Origin of the sequence: Kitasatospora sp. NPDC057595 (genome assembly GCF_042800875.1) — a bacterium.
Taxonomy (GTDB): domain Bacteria; phylum Actinomycetota; class Actinomycetes; order Streptomycetales; family Streptomycetaceae; genus Kitasatospora.
The window spans coordinates 172,669-187,994 of the sequence record NZ_JBHVGL010000010.1 but is presented as its reverse complement, the minus strand read 5'-3'; the positions used below and the strand labels follow the sequence as shown (position 1 = coordinate 187,994).

The 15,326-nt window shown below is 73.2% G+C and carries 14 protein-coding genes and 2 pseudogenes; 9 read left to right on the top strand and 7 right to left on the bottom strand.

What is annotated here, in order from left to right; all coding sequences use genetic code 11:
- The first annotated feature begins 40 nt into the window (after positions 1–40).
- The 3 genes from ACFU9E_RS17760 to ACFU9E_RS17750 are packed head-to-tail and all read left to right on the top strand — an operon-like array spanning position 41 to position 3,029.
- A complete protein-coding gene (locus tag ACFU9E_RS17760; RefSeq protein ID WP_380682620.1) occupies positions 41–1,366 on the top strand; it encodes an ABC transporter substrate-binding protein in 1,326 nt (441 codons plus the stop codon).
- Entirely contained in the window at positions 1,363–2,241 is an 879-nt protein-coding gene (locus ACFU9E_RS17755; RefSeq protein ID WP_380682619.1) for a carbohydrate ABC transporter permease, read from the top strand. The genes ACFU9E_RS17760 and ACFU9E_RS17755 overlap by 4 nt, the downstream gene beginning before the upstream one ends.
- Positions 2,242–2,249: 8 nt before the next feature.
- On the top strand, positions 2,250–3,029 hold the full coding sequence (locus ACFU9E_RS17750) for a carbohydrate ABC transporter permease (protein ID WP_380682618.1): 780 nt from the start codon (positions 2,250–2,252) through the stop codon (positions 3,027–3,029).
- A gap of 95 nt (positions 3,030–3,124) precedes the next feature.
- Here the strand turns inward: ACFU9E_RS17750 and ACFU9E_RS17745 are convergent, their stop codons facing one another.
- A complete protein-coding gene (locus ACFU9E_RS17745; protein ID WP_380682617.1) occupies positions 3,125–3,925 on the bottom strand; it encodes an IclR family transcriptional regulator in 801 nt (266 codons plus the stop codon).
- Positions 3,926–3,992: 67 nt separating this feature from the next.
- Here ACFU9E_RS17745 and ACFU9E_RS17740 point away from each other — a divergent pair, with 67 nt between their 5' ends.
- On the top strand, positions 3,993–4,784 hold the full coding sequence (locus tag ACFU9E_RS17740) for an inositol monophosphatase family protein (RefSeq protein WP_380682616.1): 792 nt from the start codon (positions 3,993–3,995) through the stop codon (positions 4,782–4,784).
- Positions 4,785–4,846: 62 nt separating this feature from the next.
- On the opposite strand, the gene ACFU9E_RS17735 is transcribed toward ACFU9E_RS17740, so the two are convergent.
- On the bottom strand, positions 4,847–5,821 hold the full coding sequence (locus tag ACFU9E_RS17735) for a zinc-binding dehydrogenase (RefSeq protein WP_380682615.1): 975 nt from the start codon (positions 5,819–5,821) through the stop codon (positions 4,847–4,849).
- Positions 5,822–5,985: 164 nt separating this feature from the next.
- Between ACFU9E_RS17735 and ACFU9E_RS17730 the strand changes: the two genes are divergently transcribed.
- Genes ACFU9E_RS17730 through ACFU9E_RS17720 form a run of 3 tightly spaced genes read left to right on the top strand, consistent with a single transcriptional unit; the run spans position 5,986 to position 9,451 of the window.
- Positions 5,986–6,906, top strand: coding sequence for a hypothetical protein (locus tag ACFU9E_RS17730; RefSeq protein WP_380682614.1), 921 nt, complete (start codon positions 5,986–5,988; stop codon positions 6,904–6,906).
- Complete coding sequence (locus ACFU9E_RS17725; RefSeq protein ID WP_380682613.1) at positions 6,903–8,651, top strand: dihydroxy-acid dehydratase; 1,749 nt, start codon at positions 6,903–6,905, stop codon at positions 8,649–8,651. The genes ACFU9E_RS17730 and ACFU9E_RS17725 overlap by 4 nt, the downstream gene beginning before the upstream one ends.
- A 47-nt stretch (positions 8,652–8,698) precedes the next feature.
- Complete coding sequence (locus tag ACFU9E_RS17720) at positions 8,699–9,451, top strand: endonuclease/exonuclease/phosphatase family protein (RefSeq protein ID WP_380682612.1); 753 nt, start codon at positions 8,699–8,701, stop codon at positions 9,449–9,451.
- Positions 9,452–9,527: 76 nt separating this feature from the next.
- On the opposite strand, the gene ACFU9E_RS17715 is transcribed toward ACFU9E_RS17720, so the two are convergent.
- The 3 genes from ACFU9E_RS17715 to ACFU9E_RS17705 all read right to left on the bottom strand — a co-directional run bounded on the left by ACFU9E_RS17715 (position 9,528) and on the right by ACFU9E_RS17705 (position 11,145).
- Positions 9,528–9,902 carry a hypothetical protein gene (locus tag ACFU9E_RS17715; RefSeq protein ID WP_380682611.1) on the bottom strand — a complete coding sequence of 125 codons (375 nt, stop codon included), beginning with the start codon at positions 9,900–9,902 and terminating at the stop codon, positions 9,528–9,530.
- A 275-nt stretch (positions 9,903–10,177) separates the two neighbouring features.
- On the bottom strand, positions 10,178–10,456 hold the full coding sequence (locus tag ACFU9E_RS17710) for a hypothetical protein (RefSeq protein WP_380682610.1): 279 nt from the start codon (positions 10,454–10,456) through the stop codon (positions 10,178–10,180).
- A 56-nt stretch (positions 10,457–10,512) separates the two neighbouring features.
- Entirely contained in the window at positions 10,513–11,145 is a 633-nt protein-coding gene (locus ACFU9E_RS17705) for an HD domain-containing protein (protein ID WP_380682609.1), read from the bottom strand.
- A 71-nt stretch (positions 11,146–11,216) separates the two neighbouring features.
- Between ACFU9E_RS17705 and ACFU9E_RS17700 the strand changes: the two genes are divergently transcribed.
- Together ACFU9E_RS17700 and ACFU9E_RS17695 are read left to right on the top strand one after the other, a co-directional pair.
- A complete protein-coding gene (locus tag ACFU9E_RS17700) occupies positions 11,217–12,158 on the top strand; it encodes a GlxA family transcriptional regulator (RefSeq protein ID WP_380682608.1) in 942 nt (313 codons plus the stop codon).
- 133 nt (positions 12,159–12,291) lie between these two features.
- Positions 12,292–12,888: an RICIN domain-containing protein gene (locus ACFU9E_RS17695; RefSeq protein ID WP_380682607.1), complete on the top strand. Its 597-nt coding sequence runs from the start codon at positions 12,292–12,294 to the stop codon at positions 12,886–12,888.
- Between the two features lie 90 nt (positions 12,889–12,978).
- Here ACFU9E_RS17695 and ACFU9E_RS17690 read toward each other — a convergent pair.
- Positions 12,979–13,104: pseudogene (locus ACFU9E_RS17690) on the bottom strand (carbohydrate-binding protein); the annotation flags it as partial.
- 15 nt (positions 13,105–13,119) lie between these two features.
- Positions 13,120–15,015, bottom strand: a pseudogene (locus ACFU9E_RS17685) (M4 family metallopeptidase); the annotation flags it as partial.
- Positions 15,016–15,326: the final 311 nt, after the last annotated feature.

Genomic DNA, 15,326 nt, shown 5'->3' with positions numbered 1-15,326 from the left:
AGCGCCAAGCACCGAAGCACAGACCCGTCAGGAGATCTCCGTGGCCCTCTCTCCCCGCACCCGAGCGCTCGCCGCAGCGACGCTCGCGCTGACCGCGATCGCCGGCTGCTCCTCGGCCTCGGGCGATTCGGGCGGTGACGGCGCGAAGGACGGCGCCGTCAGCATCGACTTCTACTACCCCGACCAGGTCGGCACCCTCAGCACCCTGATCGACGGCTACCTCAAGGACTTCGCCAAGGAGCACCCCGAGATCAAGGTCAAGGGCGTCTACTCCGGCGACTACGACCAGACGCTGGCGGCCGTCAACACCGCGATCGACGCCAAGAAGGCGCCCGCGCTGGCGATCATGGACCAGTCCTTCATGCACGACCTGGTCGAGCGCAAGGCCGTGACGGCCTGGAATCCGTTCCTGACCACCGACGCCGACAAGCAGTGGAAGGACTCCTTCTACCCGCAGTTCATGTCCAACTCGGTCGGCGCCGACGGCCAGGTCTGGGGCATCCCCTTCGCCCGCTCCACGATCGTCCAGTACTGGAACAAGGACTACTTCAAGAAGGCCGGGCTCGACCCCGAGAAGCCGCCGGCCACCTGGGACGAGCTGATCGCCGACGCCAAGACCGTGCAGAGCGGCGCGGGCGCCAAGTGGGGCCTGTTCATCCCGACCTCCACCGGGACGGCGTACTGGCTCTACCAGGCACTCGTCCAGCAGGCCGGCGGCGACGGCGCGATCAGCGACCGGGCCGGTACCAAGGTCACCGTCAACTCGCCGCAGAACGTCAAGGCCCTGGAGTCCTGGGCCTCGCTCGGCGCCCAGAAGATCGCCCCGACCACCGAGGTCGCCTGGGGCACCTCCACCGACGACTTCCTGGCCGGCACCACCGGAATCCTCTGGACGACCTCCGGCCGGATCGGCTCGATCCAGGAGAAGGCGGGCTTCGACTGGGGCGTCTCGGCGCTCCCGGCGGGCGCCGGCAAGGGCGCGCCCACCGGCGGCGGCAGCCTGATGCTCTTCGACGCGGGCGTCTCCAAGAAGCAGAAGGAGGCCGCCGTCACGCTGGCGAAGTTCCTCACCACCCCGGAGCGGGCCGCGGACGTCTCCGCCAAGTCCGGCTACATCGCCACCTCCGACGCCGCCTGGAACACCGAGGCGATGCGCGGCTACCTCGCCCAGCACCCGCAGGCGAAGGCCCCGCATGACGCCGTCGCCGACGCCATCCCGGAGATGGCCACGGTCGACCGCGACCGGGTGGTCTACCAGACGCTCGCCCCCGCGCTGCAGTCCGTGCTGCTCAAGGGCGCCGACCCGCGCCAGGCGCTGGACAAGGCCCAGTCGGACATCGACGCGATCCTGAAGACCCACCGGTGAGGTCCCGCACCTCGCCGCGCAGGGTCCCGGACCAGGTGTTCGCGTACGCGCTGCTGGTGCCCGCGTTCACCTTCCTCGCCCTGTTCACAGTGAAGCCGCTCGTCTCGACGGTCGTCAGCAGCCTGTACGACCGCCGGGACGAGGGGCCCACCCTGGACAACTACCGCTTCCTCGCGGAGGACGAGGTCTTCCGCAAGGCCCTGGTGAACAACCTGCTGTTCTCGGCGCTGACCGTCCCGGTCTCCCTCGCGCTCGCGATGCTGCTCGCCGTCCTGCTGCAACGCGCCCTGCGGGGCAAGGCGCTGCTGCGGGCCGGCGTGTTCGCCCCGGCGATCCTGCCGGTGGTCGCGATCGCCGTGATCTGGCTGTACTTCTACCAGCCCAACATCGGGGTGATCAACGAACTGCTCGCCCGGTTCGGGGTGACCGGGCCGGACTGGCTCGGTGACACCGCCCTGGTGCTGCCCTCGCTGATGGTGATGATGGTCTGGAAGGAGGCCGGCTTCTTCATGATCTTCTACCTGGCCGGCCTCCAGGCCATCGACCCCGAACTGGACGAGGCCTCCCAGCTGGAGGGCACCGGACGGTTCGCCCACTTCCGCCGGGTGACCTTCCCGCTGCTGATGCCGACCACCCTGTTCGCCGCGATCGTGGCGCTCGCCGACAGCATCAAGATGGTCGACTTCGTCTTCGTGATGACCCAGGGCGGGCCGGACAACGCCAGCAACCTCCTCCTCTACTACCTCTACCGGGTGACCTTCTCCCAGCACTGGCCGCAGTACGGCGCCGCCGTCGCGCTGCTGGTGATCGGTGTCCTGGTCGCCCTGGCCGTCCTGCAGATCCGTCTGCTGGACCGCCGGATCCACTACCGCTAGGAGCCCCCGTGGACCGCATCGTCAGCTGGCCCGACCGGGTCGAGACGGCGCTCGCGTGGCTGGCCGGCCTGCTCTGGACGGCCCCGCTGCTCTACGTCTTCGTCCGCGCCTTCGAGTCGGGGACCGCCGACCTCTCCTCGGCCTGGCGGGCCGCGCCGTTCGGCCGCTACTACCTGAACACCGCGCTGCTGGTCACCGGGATCACCGCCGCCCAGCTCCTGGTGGGCGTGCTCGCCGCCTACGCGTTCGCCCGGTTCGCGTTCCCGCTGCGGGGGCCGCTGTTCGGCTTCGTGCTGATCCAGCTCATGATCTTCCCCGAGGTCCTGATGTCGGAGAACTACCGGACGATCGCCGCCCTCGGGCTGCTCGACACCCTCCCCGGGGTCGGACTGCCCTATGTGGCCAGCGCGTTCTGCGTGTTCTTCCTGCGGCAGGCCTTCCTCGGGGTGCCGGACGAGCTGGTGGAGGCGGCCCGGATCGAGGGGGTCTCACGGATCGGCATCCTGTGGAAGGTGTTCGTGCCGGCGGCCCGGCCGAGCATCGTCGCGTACGCGCTGGTCTCGATCTCGACGCAGTGGAACAACTTCCTCTGGCCGCTGATCGTCGCCGTGTCGGACGAGACCCGTCCGGTGACGGTCGGCCTGGTCCGCTTCCTTGCCCCGGAGACGGGCATCGACGTGCCCAGGATGGCGGCCGGGACGGTGATCGTCGCGGCGCCGCTGCTCGCGCTCTTCCTGATCGGGCAGCGGCAGTTCATCAACAGCTTCCTGCGCTCGGGGATCAAGTAGTGGCCCCGGGCCCCGCACCCGGAGCCCGGCCGTGCTCCGGACCCGGACCCGGACCCGGACCCGGACCCGGACCCGGAGCCAGACCCGGCCGGTGCTCAGAGGGCCCGGTAACCGCCGAGCGTGCGGGTGATCCGGTCGGCGGCCTCGGTCAGCACCCCGCCGAGCTCGGTGATCTGCCGCACCGACTGGTCCCCCTTGAGCCCGGTGACGGACAGCGCGCCGAGGACCGTCCCGGTGTGGTCGAAGACGGGCGCGGCGACGCACAGCACGCCGTCGGAGTCCTCCTCGTCGTCCACGCCGTAGCCGCGCCCCCGGGTGAGGTCGAGCTCGGCCCGCAGCTCGGCCGCCGAGGTGATCGTCTTGCGGGTGCGCGGAGGCAGGCCCGTCTCCTCGGCGATCCGCTCGGTCACCGCGGCCGGCAGCAGGGAGAGGATCACCTTGCCGGCGGCGGAGGTGTGCGGCAGTTCACGCACCCCGAGCGGGGTGTGGAAGCGGACGGTGCCCGCGGCGTCGACCCGGGCGATGAACATCGGGTAGCCGTCGTCGTTGATCGCGGCGCGCGCCGTCATCCCGGTCTGCCGGCTGAGCTCGTTCAGCACCGGCTTGACCACGTCCGCCAGCGGGTGCGCGGCCGACGCCCGGTCGCCGAGCCGCACCAGGGCCATGCCGAGCCGGTAGCGCGGGCCGGGCTGCACGTCGCGCAGGTAGCCGGCGTCGACCATGGTGCGGGCCAGCGAGTAGGCGGTGGACTTGGAGGTGCCGAGACCGCGGGTGAGCTCGGTCAGGGTGACGCCCTCGGCCGGTCCCTCGGCGACCAGGTCCACCAGGCGCAGCGCCCGGACCACGCTGCCCACCGCGTAGCTGCGCTTCTCGCCGCTCTCCGTGCCGTCCGCCATCGCCGTCCCCGTTCTGTGCTGTCCTGTGGAACCTGATTCTTCCCTGCCAAACATTCTAGGAGGGCCCGTGGACCTGCTGACCCTGGCGACCGAACTCGCACGCGAGGGTGCCGCGTTCGTCCGGCGCCGCACGGGCGGGGCCCGTGTGGTCGCGACCAAGTCCTCGGAGCTGGACGTGGTGACCGCCGTCGACCGCGGGGCCGAGACGCTGATCCGCGACGCGCTGGCCGCCGCGCGGCCGCTCGACGGCTTCCTCGGCGAGGAGAGCGGCCACCGGCCCGGGAGCAGCGGACTGACCTGGATCGTCGACCCGCTCGACGGCACGGTCAACTTCCTGTACGGGGCCGCCCCGTGCGCGGTGAGCGTGGCGGTGGTGAGCGGCCCGCCGGATCCGTGGACGCCCGGGGCGGGCGGGTGGACGGCCGAGGCCGGCGCGGTGGTGACCCTCCCCGGCGGGGAGCTGTTCGCCGCCGCCCGGGGGAGGGGCGCGACCCTGGACGGCCGGCCGCTGCGGGCGAGCGGCGAGACGGCGCTGTCGCGGGGGCTGGTCTCCACCGGCCTGGCGTACGACCGCGCGGCCCGCGCCGGGCAGCTCGCCGTGCTCGCCGAACTCGCCCCGGTGGTACGGGACATCCGGATGAGCGGTTCGGCCTGCGCGGACCTGTGCGCGGTCGCGGCGGGGCGGCTCGACGGCTACTACGAGCGCGGACTCGGGCCGTGGGACCACGCGGCGGGCGCGCTGATCGCCCGGGAGGCCGGCGCCGTCGTGGCGGGACCGGGCGGCGGTCCGCCGGACGGGGAGCTGGTGCTGGCCGCCGCTCCGGGCATCGCCGCCGCGCTGCGCCGGGTGGTCGGGTGAGCCGGGCACGCCGGGCCGGCCCGGCGCCACGGCCGGGTCCGGTGCCACGACGGGGTCCGGCGTTACGGCAGGGTCAGCTGCACCTTCCCCCGGGGCCCGGCGCAGCCGCGCAGGACGGCCAGCGCCCGGTGGGCCTCGGCGAGCGGGAAGCGGTGGGTGATCACGAAGCCCGGTGCCACCTCGCCGGCGTTCAGCAGCCGCACCGTCTCCCGCCAGGCCTCCGAGGTGTAGGCGAAGCTGCCGAGCACGGTGAGGTCGCCGTTGACCGTGTCGTCGATCGGCAGGGCGGCGGTGCGGCCGGTCCCGGCCAGCCCGAGCAGCAGGATCCGTCCGCCGCGCCCGGCCGCGCCGAGCGCCGTTCGCACCGCCTCCGGCGCGCCGGCCGCCTCGACCACGAGGTCGTAGCCGCCGCCCGCCTCCCGGGCGTCCAGGGTGAACCGGTCCGCTCCGGCCGCCACCGCGAGGCCGGCCTGCTCCGGGCGCCGGCCGAGCACGGTGACCTCGGCGGGCGACCGGAGCCGCAGCAGATGGGCGGCCAGCAGGCCGATCGTGCCGTCGCCGACGACCAGCGCACGCCCTCCCGGTTCGGGCGCGGCCCGGCGCAGACCGCGCAGCACCACGGCCATCGGCTCGACCAGGGCCGCCTCGGCGAGGTCCACGCCGGGCGCCAGCCGGTGCACCAGCCGGGCGGGGACGGCCAGTTGGTCGGCCGCGGCGCCGGGGCGGGTGAAGCCGAGCTCGTCGTACGTCGCGCACAGGTTGGTCGCCCCGCGCCCGCAGGCGGCGCAGGCGCCGCAGGGCACGACTCCCTCGCCGACCACCGCGGTCCCGTCCGCCAGTACGCCGGACCACTCGTGGCCGAGCACCAGTGGGTAGCGGACGTAGGCGGGGTCGACGGCGCCGTCGATCAGCTCCAGGTCGGTGCCGCAGAGCCCGACCGCGCGCGGGCGGACCAGCAGTTCGCCGGCTCCCGGCGTGGGGGCGGGCTGTTCGGCGAGGGCGACGGAGCGGGGGCGGTCGACGCGGAGGGCTCGCACGGTCGGTCTCCTCTGTTCTGTTCTACCGAACGATGGTCTGTCATTCGGCACATAATGCTTGACGATCAGTGAGCCGCAGTGCTTGGCTCTCGATCGCTTCATGAAACCAGGTTCTGTGACGCAGAACAGGGCACAGAAGATGACCTTGACGTGAAAGGAAGCGCATGAGGAGTACCGACATCGTCGCCGGACTCGGACTGAGTGCCGAACCCGTGCCGCCGCCCAGCGAACTCCGCTTCCCCGACGGCGCCCACTACCGGGTGGAGATCCCCAGCGTGGAGGGCCCGGACGTCCTGCGGGCCACCCTCGCCGCGGCCGACGCCCTCGGCGTCACCGTCAACCGCGTCTCGCAGGGCAGCGGCGCGATGCTGCTCACCCGGGCCGAACTCGCCGAGCTGGCCCGGATCGGCGCCGACCGGGGCCTGGAGGTCTCCCTGTTCGTCGGCCCGCGCGAGGGCTACGACACCGGCAACCACTCCCGCTCGGGCGACGGCGCCGCGCTCGCCGGCCAGCTGCGCGGCACCCGCCAGCTGCGCCACGCCGTCGAGGACGTGCTGCGCGCCGTCGAGCAGGGCATCCGCGGCTTCCTGGTCTCCGACCTCGGACTGCTGGAGGTGCTCAACGGCCTCCAGAGGACCGGGGAGATCCCGGCGTCGGTGGTCTGGAAGGCCTCCGTGCTGATCGCGCCGTCCAACCCCGTGGCCATCCGCCAGCTCGCCCGGCTCGGCGCCCACACCGTCAACGTTCCCTGCGACATCACCCTCGGCCAGCTGGCCGAACTGCGCGCGGCGACCACCCTGCCGATCGACCTCTACGTCGAGTCCCCCGACTGGCTCGCCGGGGTGGTGCGCGGGCACGAGGCCGCCGAACTGGTGCCGGTGGGGGCGCCGCTGTACGTCAAGTTCGGGCTGCGCAACGCCCGCAACCTCTACCCGGCCGGCGAGCACCTGGCGGCCGACGCCGCCGCCATCGCGGCGGCCAAGGTCCACCGGGCCGCCGTCGCCCGGGAGTGGATCGACCGCTCGGGCCTGCCCCTCGTCCAGTCCTCGCCCGGCGCCGAGGGTCTGGGGGTGCCCGAGCCGTGAGCGAGCACGAACGAACGGGCGCGGACCCGTGCACGCCGAGGAGCCGGGAGTGGTTCGCGGGCGAGGACGAGGTCGCCGTCCTGCACCGCGTCGCGATGCGCTCGACCGGCGTCGCGATGGACGCCGACGACCACCGCCCGGTGATCGGCATCGCCGACTCCGCGAGCGACCTCAACCCCTGCAACCTGCCGCTGGCCGGGCTGGTCGACGCCGTGCGCCGGGGCATCACCGCCGCGGGCGGCATCGCGGTGCGCTTCCCCGTCATGTCGCTGGGCGAGGACCTGATGAAGCCCAGTGCGATGCTCTACCGCAACCTCCTCGCCATGGAGGTCGAGGAAACCCTGCGGGCGAACCCGCTCGACGGCGTCGTCCTGCTCGCCAACTGCGACAAGACCGTCCCCGGCGCCCTGATGGGCGCCGCCAGCGCCGACCTGCCGGCCGTGCTGGTCACCGGCGGCGCCCGCCCGGCGGCCGTGTACCGCGGCCGCCGGCTCGGCACCGGCACCGACCTGTGGCGGCTCTGGGAGGACCACCGCGCCGGGCGGCTCGACGACGCCGGCTGGGCGGAGGTGGAACGCTGCCTCTCCTGCGGCCTGGGCGCCTGCAACACCATGGGCACCGCCTCCACGATGGCGGTCCTCGCCGAGACGCTCGGCATGGCCCTGCCCGGCTCGGCGACCGTTCCGGCCGGCGACCCGGCCGCCGCCGCCCTGGCCGAACGGGCCGGCCGCCGGGCCGTCGAACTCGTCCGCGAGCGCCTGACCCCGTCGGCGGTCCTCACCCCTGCGGCGTTCCGCAACGCCATCGCGATGCTGAACGCCGTCGGCGGCTCCACCAACGCGATCATCCACCTGGCGGCGATCGCCGGACGGCTGGCCCTGGACCTCGCGCCGGAGGACTTCGTCCGCCCGGACGTGCCGGTGCTCGCCGACGTCGAGCCGTCCGGGGCCGGCCTCGTTCAGGACCTGCACGCGGCCGGCGGCGTCCCGGCCCTGGTCCGTGAACTCGGCCCGCTGCTCGACCAGGACGCGCCGACCGTGGCCGGCACCTCCCTCGGCGCGGCCGCCGCCGACGCGCCCCGGCCCTCCGGGGCCCTGCGGCCGCTCACCGATCCGCTGCGTCGCGGCGGCGCCTTCGCGGTCGTCCGGGGCTCCCTGGCCCCGGACGGCGCGGTGATCAAGGTCTCGGCCGCCGGACCCGAACTGCTCGTCCACCGCGGCCCGGCGCTGGTCTTCACCTCCTACCAGGACATGCGGGCGCGGATCGACGACCCCGACCTCGATGTCACCGCCGCGACGGTGCTGGTGCTCACGGGCTGCGGGCCGGTCGGCGTGCCCGGCATGCCCGAGTGGGGCATGGTCCCGGTCCCCGCCAAACTGGCGGCGCAGGGCGTGCGCGACATGGTCCGGGTCACCGACGGGCGGATGAGCGGCACCGGCTTCGGCACCGTCTTCCTGCACGCCGCCCCCGAGTCCGCCGTCGGCGGGCCGCTGGCCCTCGTCCGCACCGGCGACACCGTCGTGGTGGACGTCCCGGCCGGGCGGCTCGACCTGGACGTTCCGGCGCGGGAACTGGCCCGCCGCCGCGCCGCCTGGTCGCCGCCGCCCTCCCCGCACCTGCGCGGCTGGCCCGCCCTGTACCGGCGGCACGTCACCCAGGCCCCGCAGGGCTGCGACCTGGACTTCCTGCGGGCACCCACCGAGCGGCACCTGGGGATGGTGCCGCCCGTGATCGGCCGCTCATGAGCCGCCCCCTTCGACCCTGCACAGAGGGAGGACGCACCGTGCGCGTGATGGCCTACAACATCCTGGACGGCGGGCAGCGGCGCACCGAGGCGCTGCTCTCGGTGATCCGTGCGCAGCGCCCCGACGTGCTCGGCCTGTGCGAGTGCGCGGGCTTCGACACGGACGGGACGTTCGGGTACTTCGCCCGGGCCCTCGGCCTGACCGGCGTCCTCAACCGGGCCCCCAGCGGCAACCACGTGGCGCTGCTGCACCGGCCCGGACTGGAGGTGGTCCGGAGCGGCACCCAGTCGGCCGGGATGTACAACGGCATGGTGGAGGTGGTGCTGCGCACGGGCCTCGGCGAGGTCGCCTTCGTGATGACCCATCTCCACCCGTTCTCACCGGTCTTCCGGCTGGCGGAGGCGGAGGCCGTCGCCGGCGCCGCGTCGTTCACCCCGCACTCGGTGGTGATGGGCGACCTGAACAGTCTCTCCGCGGCCGAACTCCCCGGCACGCACGAGGCGCTGGCCAGGACGTTCCGGCTGCGGACCACCACCGCGGACGGCCGGGTGGACACCGGGCCCGCCGATCTGCTGGCCGCCCGGGGCTGGACGGACCTCGAATCCGGCGCTCCGCGGCCGACCTATCCCAGCCGCCTGCCGGGCGCCGAGGAGGTCCCCGGCGGCTCCGCCCGGCTGGACTACCTGTTCGCCACACCCGAACTCGCCGCCCGGTGCCGGGAGTTCACCGTGGTCGACGACGAGCGCGCGCAGCTGGCCTCGGACCACCTGCCGGTCGTCGCCGAGTTCGACCTCGGCTGAGCCGCCGCACCGCCGCACCGCCGCACCGCCGCACCGTCGGCCGGGGCCGGGGTCGCGTACCGGGGCGCACCCGGCGTCACAGCACGGTGAGCACGTCCTGGTGCAGCTCGTCGAGGACGAAGCCGTTGTCCCACCGGACCCGTACCGTCACCCGCCGGCCCCGCTCCCGGTACGCGGCCCACTGCGGCTCCAGCTCGGCGACCTCCGCCTCCAGCCGTTCGCGGCTCGCCACCGGCATGGTGTGCCCGTAGTCGTCGAGCAGCGCCTTCAGCCGCTGGTACTCGCGGACCTCGTGGCTCGCAGGGAGCTCCCCGTGAACCCGCTCGACGGTGCCCTCGATCCCGGCTCCCAGCGCGAGGAACCCGACGGCGGCCGCCGGCTCCCCGGCGAGCGCCTCACCGATCCCGAGGTCCTTGGCGAGCCTGACGCGGCGGCCTTCCTCCAGGGTCATCCGTTCACTGCCTCTCCGTCGATCATCACCGGACGTCACCGTACCCGGCTCCCGGCGACGGGTCGCACCCGACGGGCGGCACGCGACCGGCGGGGCACTGCTCGCCGCGATCGATGAGCGGGGCTCATCGATCGATGAGTTCATCGATCTTGTTCGGCCCTTCCGCCGGCTGATGGGCTGATCACATGACGAACCCGGAAGATCTCGTTCCACCGGCCGGTCCGGCCACCACCCCGCAGTGCTGGACGCCGGTGCTCGCCGTCGCTTCGCCACCTTCACCGTGGCACGACGGCCAGATCCACCTCGCCCCGGGCGAGCTGCGAGAACGGGTCCGCCCAGGGCAGCTCGACCGGCCGCGTGGTGCCCTCCGGCAGACCCGCGATCACCCGGGCGACCGGCTCGTAGACCGCGCACTGGAAGCCCAGCCGCAGCGGCCGGGCCGTCGCCGCCCGGGCGCGCGCGGTGTCGTAGCCCGACCGGAGCCGTTCGAAGGCGGGCACCAGCTCCTGCAGCGGCAGTTCGGGCAGGATCGGGACGGGCGTCGGTGGTTCCACCGCGCCGGCCTACGCCCGGCCGCCGGTCCGCCGGTTGGCGGTCCGCCGGCCTCCGGTCACTCTCCCCAGGGGCAGGAGGCCGCGGCCCGCTCCAGCTCGGTCACCCCGTCGGCCCGGCGCTCCCGCAGCAGTTCGCCGCCGAGGGAGTACCGCACCGAGGCGGCGTCCGACCGGGCGGCCCGCTCCGCGATCGCGTCGACGAGGGCGCGGACCATGGACAGCCGCGGATGGGCGGCGTGGATCCGCTTCTCCCAGGGGGCGAAGATCGCGGCATTGCGCCCGAAGTCGGCGCCCACACCCTCGCGGGTGAGGTGGCACAGCAGGCCGCGGCGTTCGGCGATGCCGGCGGAGGTGTGCAGGGCGATCGCCTCCCAGACCCGGTCGACGTCCGCCTCGGGAACGTCGTGCCGGCGCAGCAGCTCCGCCGCCAGGTCCGCGCCCTCCACCTCGAAGCGGGCCGCGCCCGGCGCCAGGTCGCCCGTGCCCAGATCGTGCAGCACGGTGGCGGCGAACAGCAGTTCGCGGTCGTACGCCGCGTCCTCCAGGCACCCCTCGTGGGCGGCGAGGATCTCGGCGAAGAGGAAGCTGCGCACGCTGTGATTGGCCACCGGGGGAGTCTCGGAGGCCCGCACGGTGGCGAGCATCGCTTCGGCCAGGGGGCCGGTCGGCAGGTCGAGTGAGAAGTCCATGGGTGCAGGCTATGAACCCGCGGCCGACCCCCGACAGTGGCACGTGGGACGGGTCTCGCTAGGATCGTGCCATGTCGGCCACAGCAGGGCACCGGGTCGCGGTGCTGGCGCTACCGGGGGTGCTCCCGCTCGACCTGGGCATACCGGCGCAGGTCTTCGGCAGTGACCCGCACTACCGGGTCACCGTCTGCGCGGACCCGGAGGCCGGGCCGGTCAGCAGCGGCGGGTTCACCGTCACCGCACCCGCGGGGCTGGAGGCGCTGCGGGACGCGGACACCGTCGTCGTCCCCGGCTACACGGAGCCGCAGGTCCCGCCGCCCGCCACCGTGCTGTCGGCGATCCGTTCGGCGCACGCCCGCGGAGCGCGGCTGGTGTCGATCTGCACCGGGGCGTTCACGCTGGCCGCCGCCGGGCTGCTGGACGGTCGGCCCGCGACGACCCACTGGCGGGACGCCGCCGAGCTGCAACGTCGTTACCCCCGGATCGACGTCCGTCCGAACCGGCTCTTCGTCGACGACGGCGACATCCTCACCTCGGCGGGCGTGACCGCCGGCATCGACCTGTGCCTGCACGTCATCCGCCGCGACCACGGCGCCGCCGCCGCCAACGACCGCGCCCGGGCACTCGTCGCCCCGCCGCAACGGCCCGGCGACCAGGCGCAGTTCATCGAGCGCTTCCGGCCCGCCGACCGTGGCGACGAACTCGCCCCGGTCCGCGCCTGGATGCTCGACAACCTCGCCTCGCGCCACAGCGTGGACGAGCTGGCCCGCCGCGCGCACATGTCCCGGCGCACCTTCATCCGGCGCTTCCAGCAGGAGACGGGCACCTCGCCGATGGCCTGGCTGACCGCCGCCCGCATCGACTGGGCCCGGGAACTCCTGGAGACGACCGCGGGCCCGGTCGAACAGGTCGCCCGGCTCAGTGGCCTGGGCAGCCCGGCCGCCTTCCGCGCGGCCTTCCACCGCCATGTCGGCACGTCCCCGGCGGAGTACCGAACCACCTTCCGCCGCTGACGCCGCCGCCCCGTTGCTCCCGTCGGTGTCGATCCTCGGCCATGATCGGAACGGCCGGTACTCGACTGTCCGTGGCGGTCACCTGACCCCTAGCCTCACTGGTCTGAACCAGTCGGACGAAGGGACCCCAATCATGAACCGTCTCAGACGAGTTGGCTCGATCCTCGGTGCCGCCGCGGCGGCGCTGACCCTGTGCGCAGGACCTGCGGCCGCGGTCGGGCAGCCCGCGGCACCCGTGGCGTCCGGCAGCACCCTCGCGGCGAACCCGGCGGCGAGCGTGTCGGCCGGCACGTTCGCCCGGACCTTCACGCTCGTGAGCAACAGCCCCGACGCCGCCGGCAAGTGCCTGGACGTCTGGGACTGGGGCAACGGGCCGTGGATCCAGATGTGGGGCTGTCACGGCGGCGGCAACCAGTCCTGGAACGTCTCGTTCAACAGCGTCAGCAACGGCTACCAGATCCAGAGCAACGCCAGCGGCAAGTGCATCGACGGCTGGCGCGGCCGGGGGCAGCAGGTCGTCCAGCTCCCGTGCGACAACAGCAAGACGCAGACCTGGATCCTGTCCACGACGGGTGGCCCCTGGCACCTCATCAACGCCCAGTTCCCCGGCTCCTACCCCCTGCCCATGGTCACCGGCCAGTGCCTGGACATCTACGACTGGGGCCGCGGCGACGCGGTCCAGCTCTGGGACTGCGCGAGCCGGGGCAACCAGGAGTGGTGGTACAACTGATCCACCCCGGCCCCGAACACGGCTGCGCCGCGGTCCGTCCCCTCGACGGACCGCGGCGCGGCGGTTTCAGCGGGCGTCAGCGCCTGCCGGTCACACGGCCTGCCAGAGCGCCGGGACGTTCGGCGGCTCCCAGCCGACGTAGGCGGTGTGGCCCTGGAGGCAGCGGTAGCTGACCCCGTTGTAGGTCACGATGTCGCCGGCCTTGTAGGTGGTGCCGGCGGCCCAGGTGCCACCGCCGGGGTTGGGCGTGCCGTCACCGACCGTCAGGTTGAACTGGCTGGTGTGGACGGTGGCACCGGCGGTGCCGGTGACGGTGATCTGGTAGGTGCCGGCCGTGGCGCTCGACGAGGCCGACAGCGTCAGGGTGGCGGAGCCACCGGACTGGACCGACGACGGGCTGAAGGCCGCGGTGACGCCGGCCGGGAGGCCGGAGGCGGTCAGGGCGACGGTCTGCGCGCTGCCCGAGGTGACGGCGGTGTTGACGGTCGCCGTGGTCGAGGCGCCGGGCTTGACCGAGGCGGACGACGGGTTCAGCGCGAGCGAGAAGTCGTCGCCGCCGTTGTTGGTGCAGGTCGGGTCGCCGGTCTGGGCGGGGACGCTGACGGCGTCCCAGGCGGCCTTGGCGCGGTTGAACAGGTTGCAGGTGGAGTCGAGCTGCTTGGCGGCGGTCAGGGTGGTGGTGCGGTAGCGCTTGAGGGTCATGCCGCTGGTCTTGAGCAGCATGCCGCCGTAGAAGATCCGGCCGGCGTCCTTGATGCCGACGCCGGTGACGGTGGAGTTGTTGCAGGTGGGGCTGGTGGGCTTGCCGCCGCCGGGGTTCGAGCCCTCGGAGATCAGGTAGAACCAGTGGTTCAGCGGGCCGGCGGCCGCGTGCACCTCGGTGTTGGGGATCGAGGAGGAGTAGCAGTTGGGGTTGTTGCTGACGAGCGAGGGGTTGTACATGTTGCGGATCGGGCCGCTGCCGACGAGGTTGATCATCTCGCCGACGAGGTAGTCCGGGCTGTCGTACGGGGCGGACTGGTTGGCGTAGGCCTCGGTCAGTGCGCCGAAGATGTCGCCGGTGCCCTCGCCCAGGCCGGCCTCGTTGTTGGCGCCGCCGGGGGTGAACTGGTCGATGCCGTGGCCGAACTCGTGGCCGACGACGTCGATCGAGGAGATCCACTCGTTGGCGTTGCTGTGGCCGATGGAGATGGACGAGCCGTCCCAGTAGGCGTTGACGTCGTTGAGGCCGACCTTGATCGGCCAGCTGCCGCCGTTGCCGTTGTGCCCGTTGCGACCGAGCCAGTCGCGGAGCATGTCCCATTCCTTCTGGGCCGCGAACATGGCGTCGCCGCAGCCGGTCTCCTTGCTGGTGGGGCTGCCGGTGCCCCAGGAGTCGGAGGACTTGGTGAAGACCTGGCCGGTGGCGTTGTCGGCGCAGCTCAGGCCCGGGCGGCTGGGGTCGCGCAGCGAGTAGGAGCTGCCGGAGCCCGTGGTGTTGATGGTGGGGTTCGGGCCGTTCCACTTGGAGTTGAGCGTGCCGGCGCGCGCGTCGTCGTAGCTGTCGATGACCTCGCCCGAGGTGGCGTCGACGAAGACGTGCAGGGTGCTCGGGGCGATGCCGTTGCTTCCGGTGAGCACGGTCTCCCAGGCGAGCCGGCCGCTGTCGCCGTCCTTGACACGCACGACGAGGCGGCGCGACTCGACGGAGTCGACCCGGGCCAGCTTGGTGCGGGCGGTCTTCTCGGCCTTCTGGGCGCTGATCCTGGCGCTGGTGGCGCCACCGATCCGGCCGGTGGAGGCGGACTGGGCGCCGCGGACCTTGCCCTGGCCGTCGGCGAGGACGACCGCGTCGCCGCCGACGACGGGCAGGCCCTTGTAGGTGCGCTCGTAGGAGACCGAGTAGAGGCCGCCGACCCAGGGGGTGACGGTCTGCCGCTCATAGGTCTCGTCCGGGCCCTTGGCCAGGGCGTCCAGGCCCGCCGAGGCCGCCAGGTCGGCGGCGTTGACGGCGGCGGCCAGGGCGCTGGGCGGCGCGGGGGTGGCCGCGGCGGTGGCCGGGCCCGCGGTGGCGGCTATCGTGCCGGCCAGCACGGTCAGGGTGGTCGCGGCGGTCAGCAACCGGCCCGCGGTGGCACTGCGTTTCATCGAGGCTCCTAGCACGTGGGGGTCCTCGACCGCGGAAGGCATGGCTGATGGCGCACCGCAGGGCCGTGTTTCGGGGACGGCCGTGCGGGCCGTCCGCGCTCGGGTGCTCGAACCCTCACACGACGTCATGCTCCGGTCAATGAGTGCGGCAGGGGGTGAGCGGGGTTGGCAAGTTCCGTCAAGAACCGCGGGAACGGATCCACCCGGGCCGGTCCCGCCGCTTCATGATCACGACCAAATGAATCCTGGTCGAACAATCGCGTCGGCCGGTGATCATTTGACGCTGTTTGGTCAATTTCGATCGTTCTGGC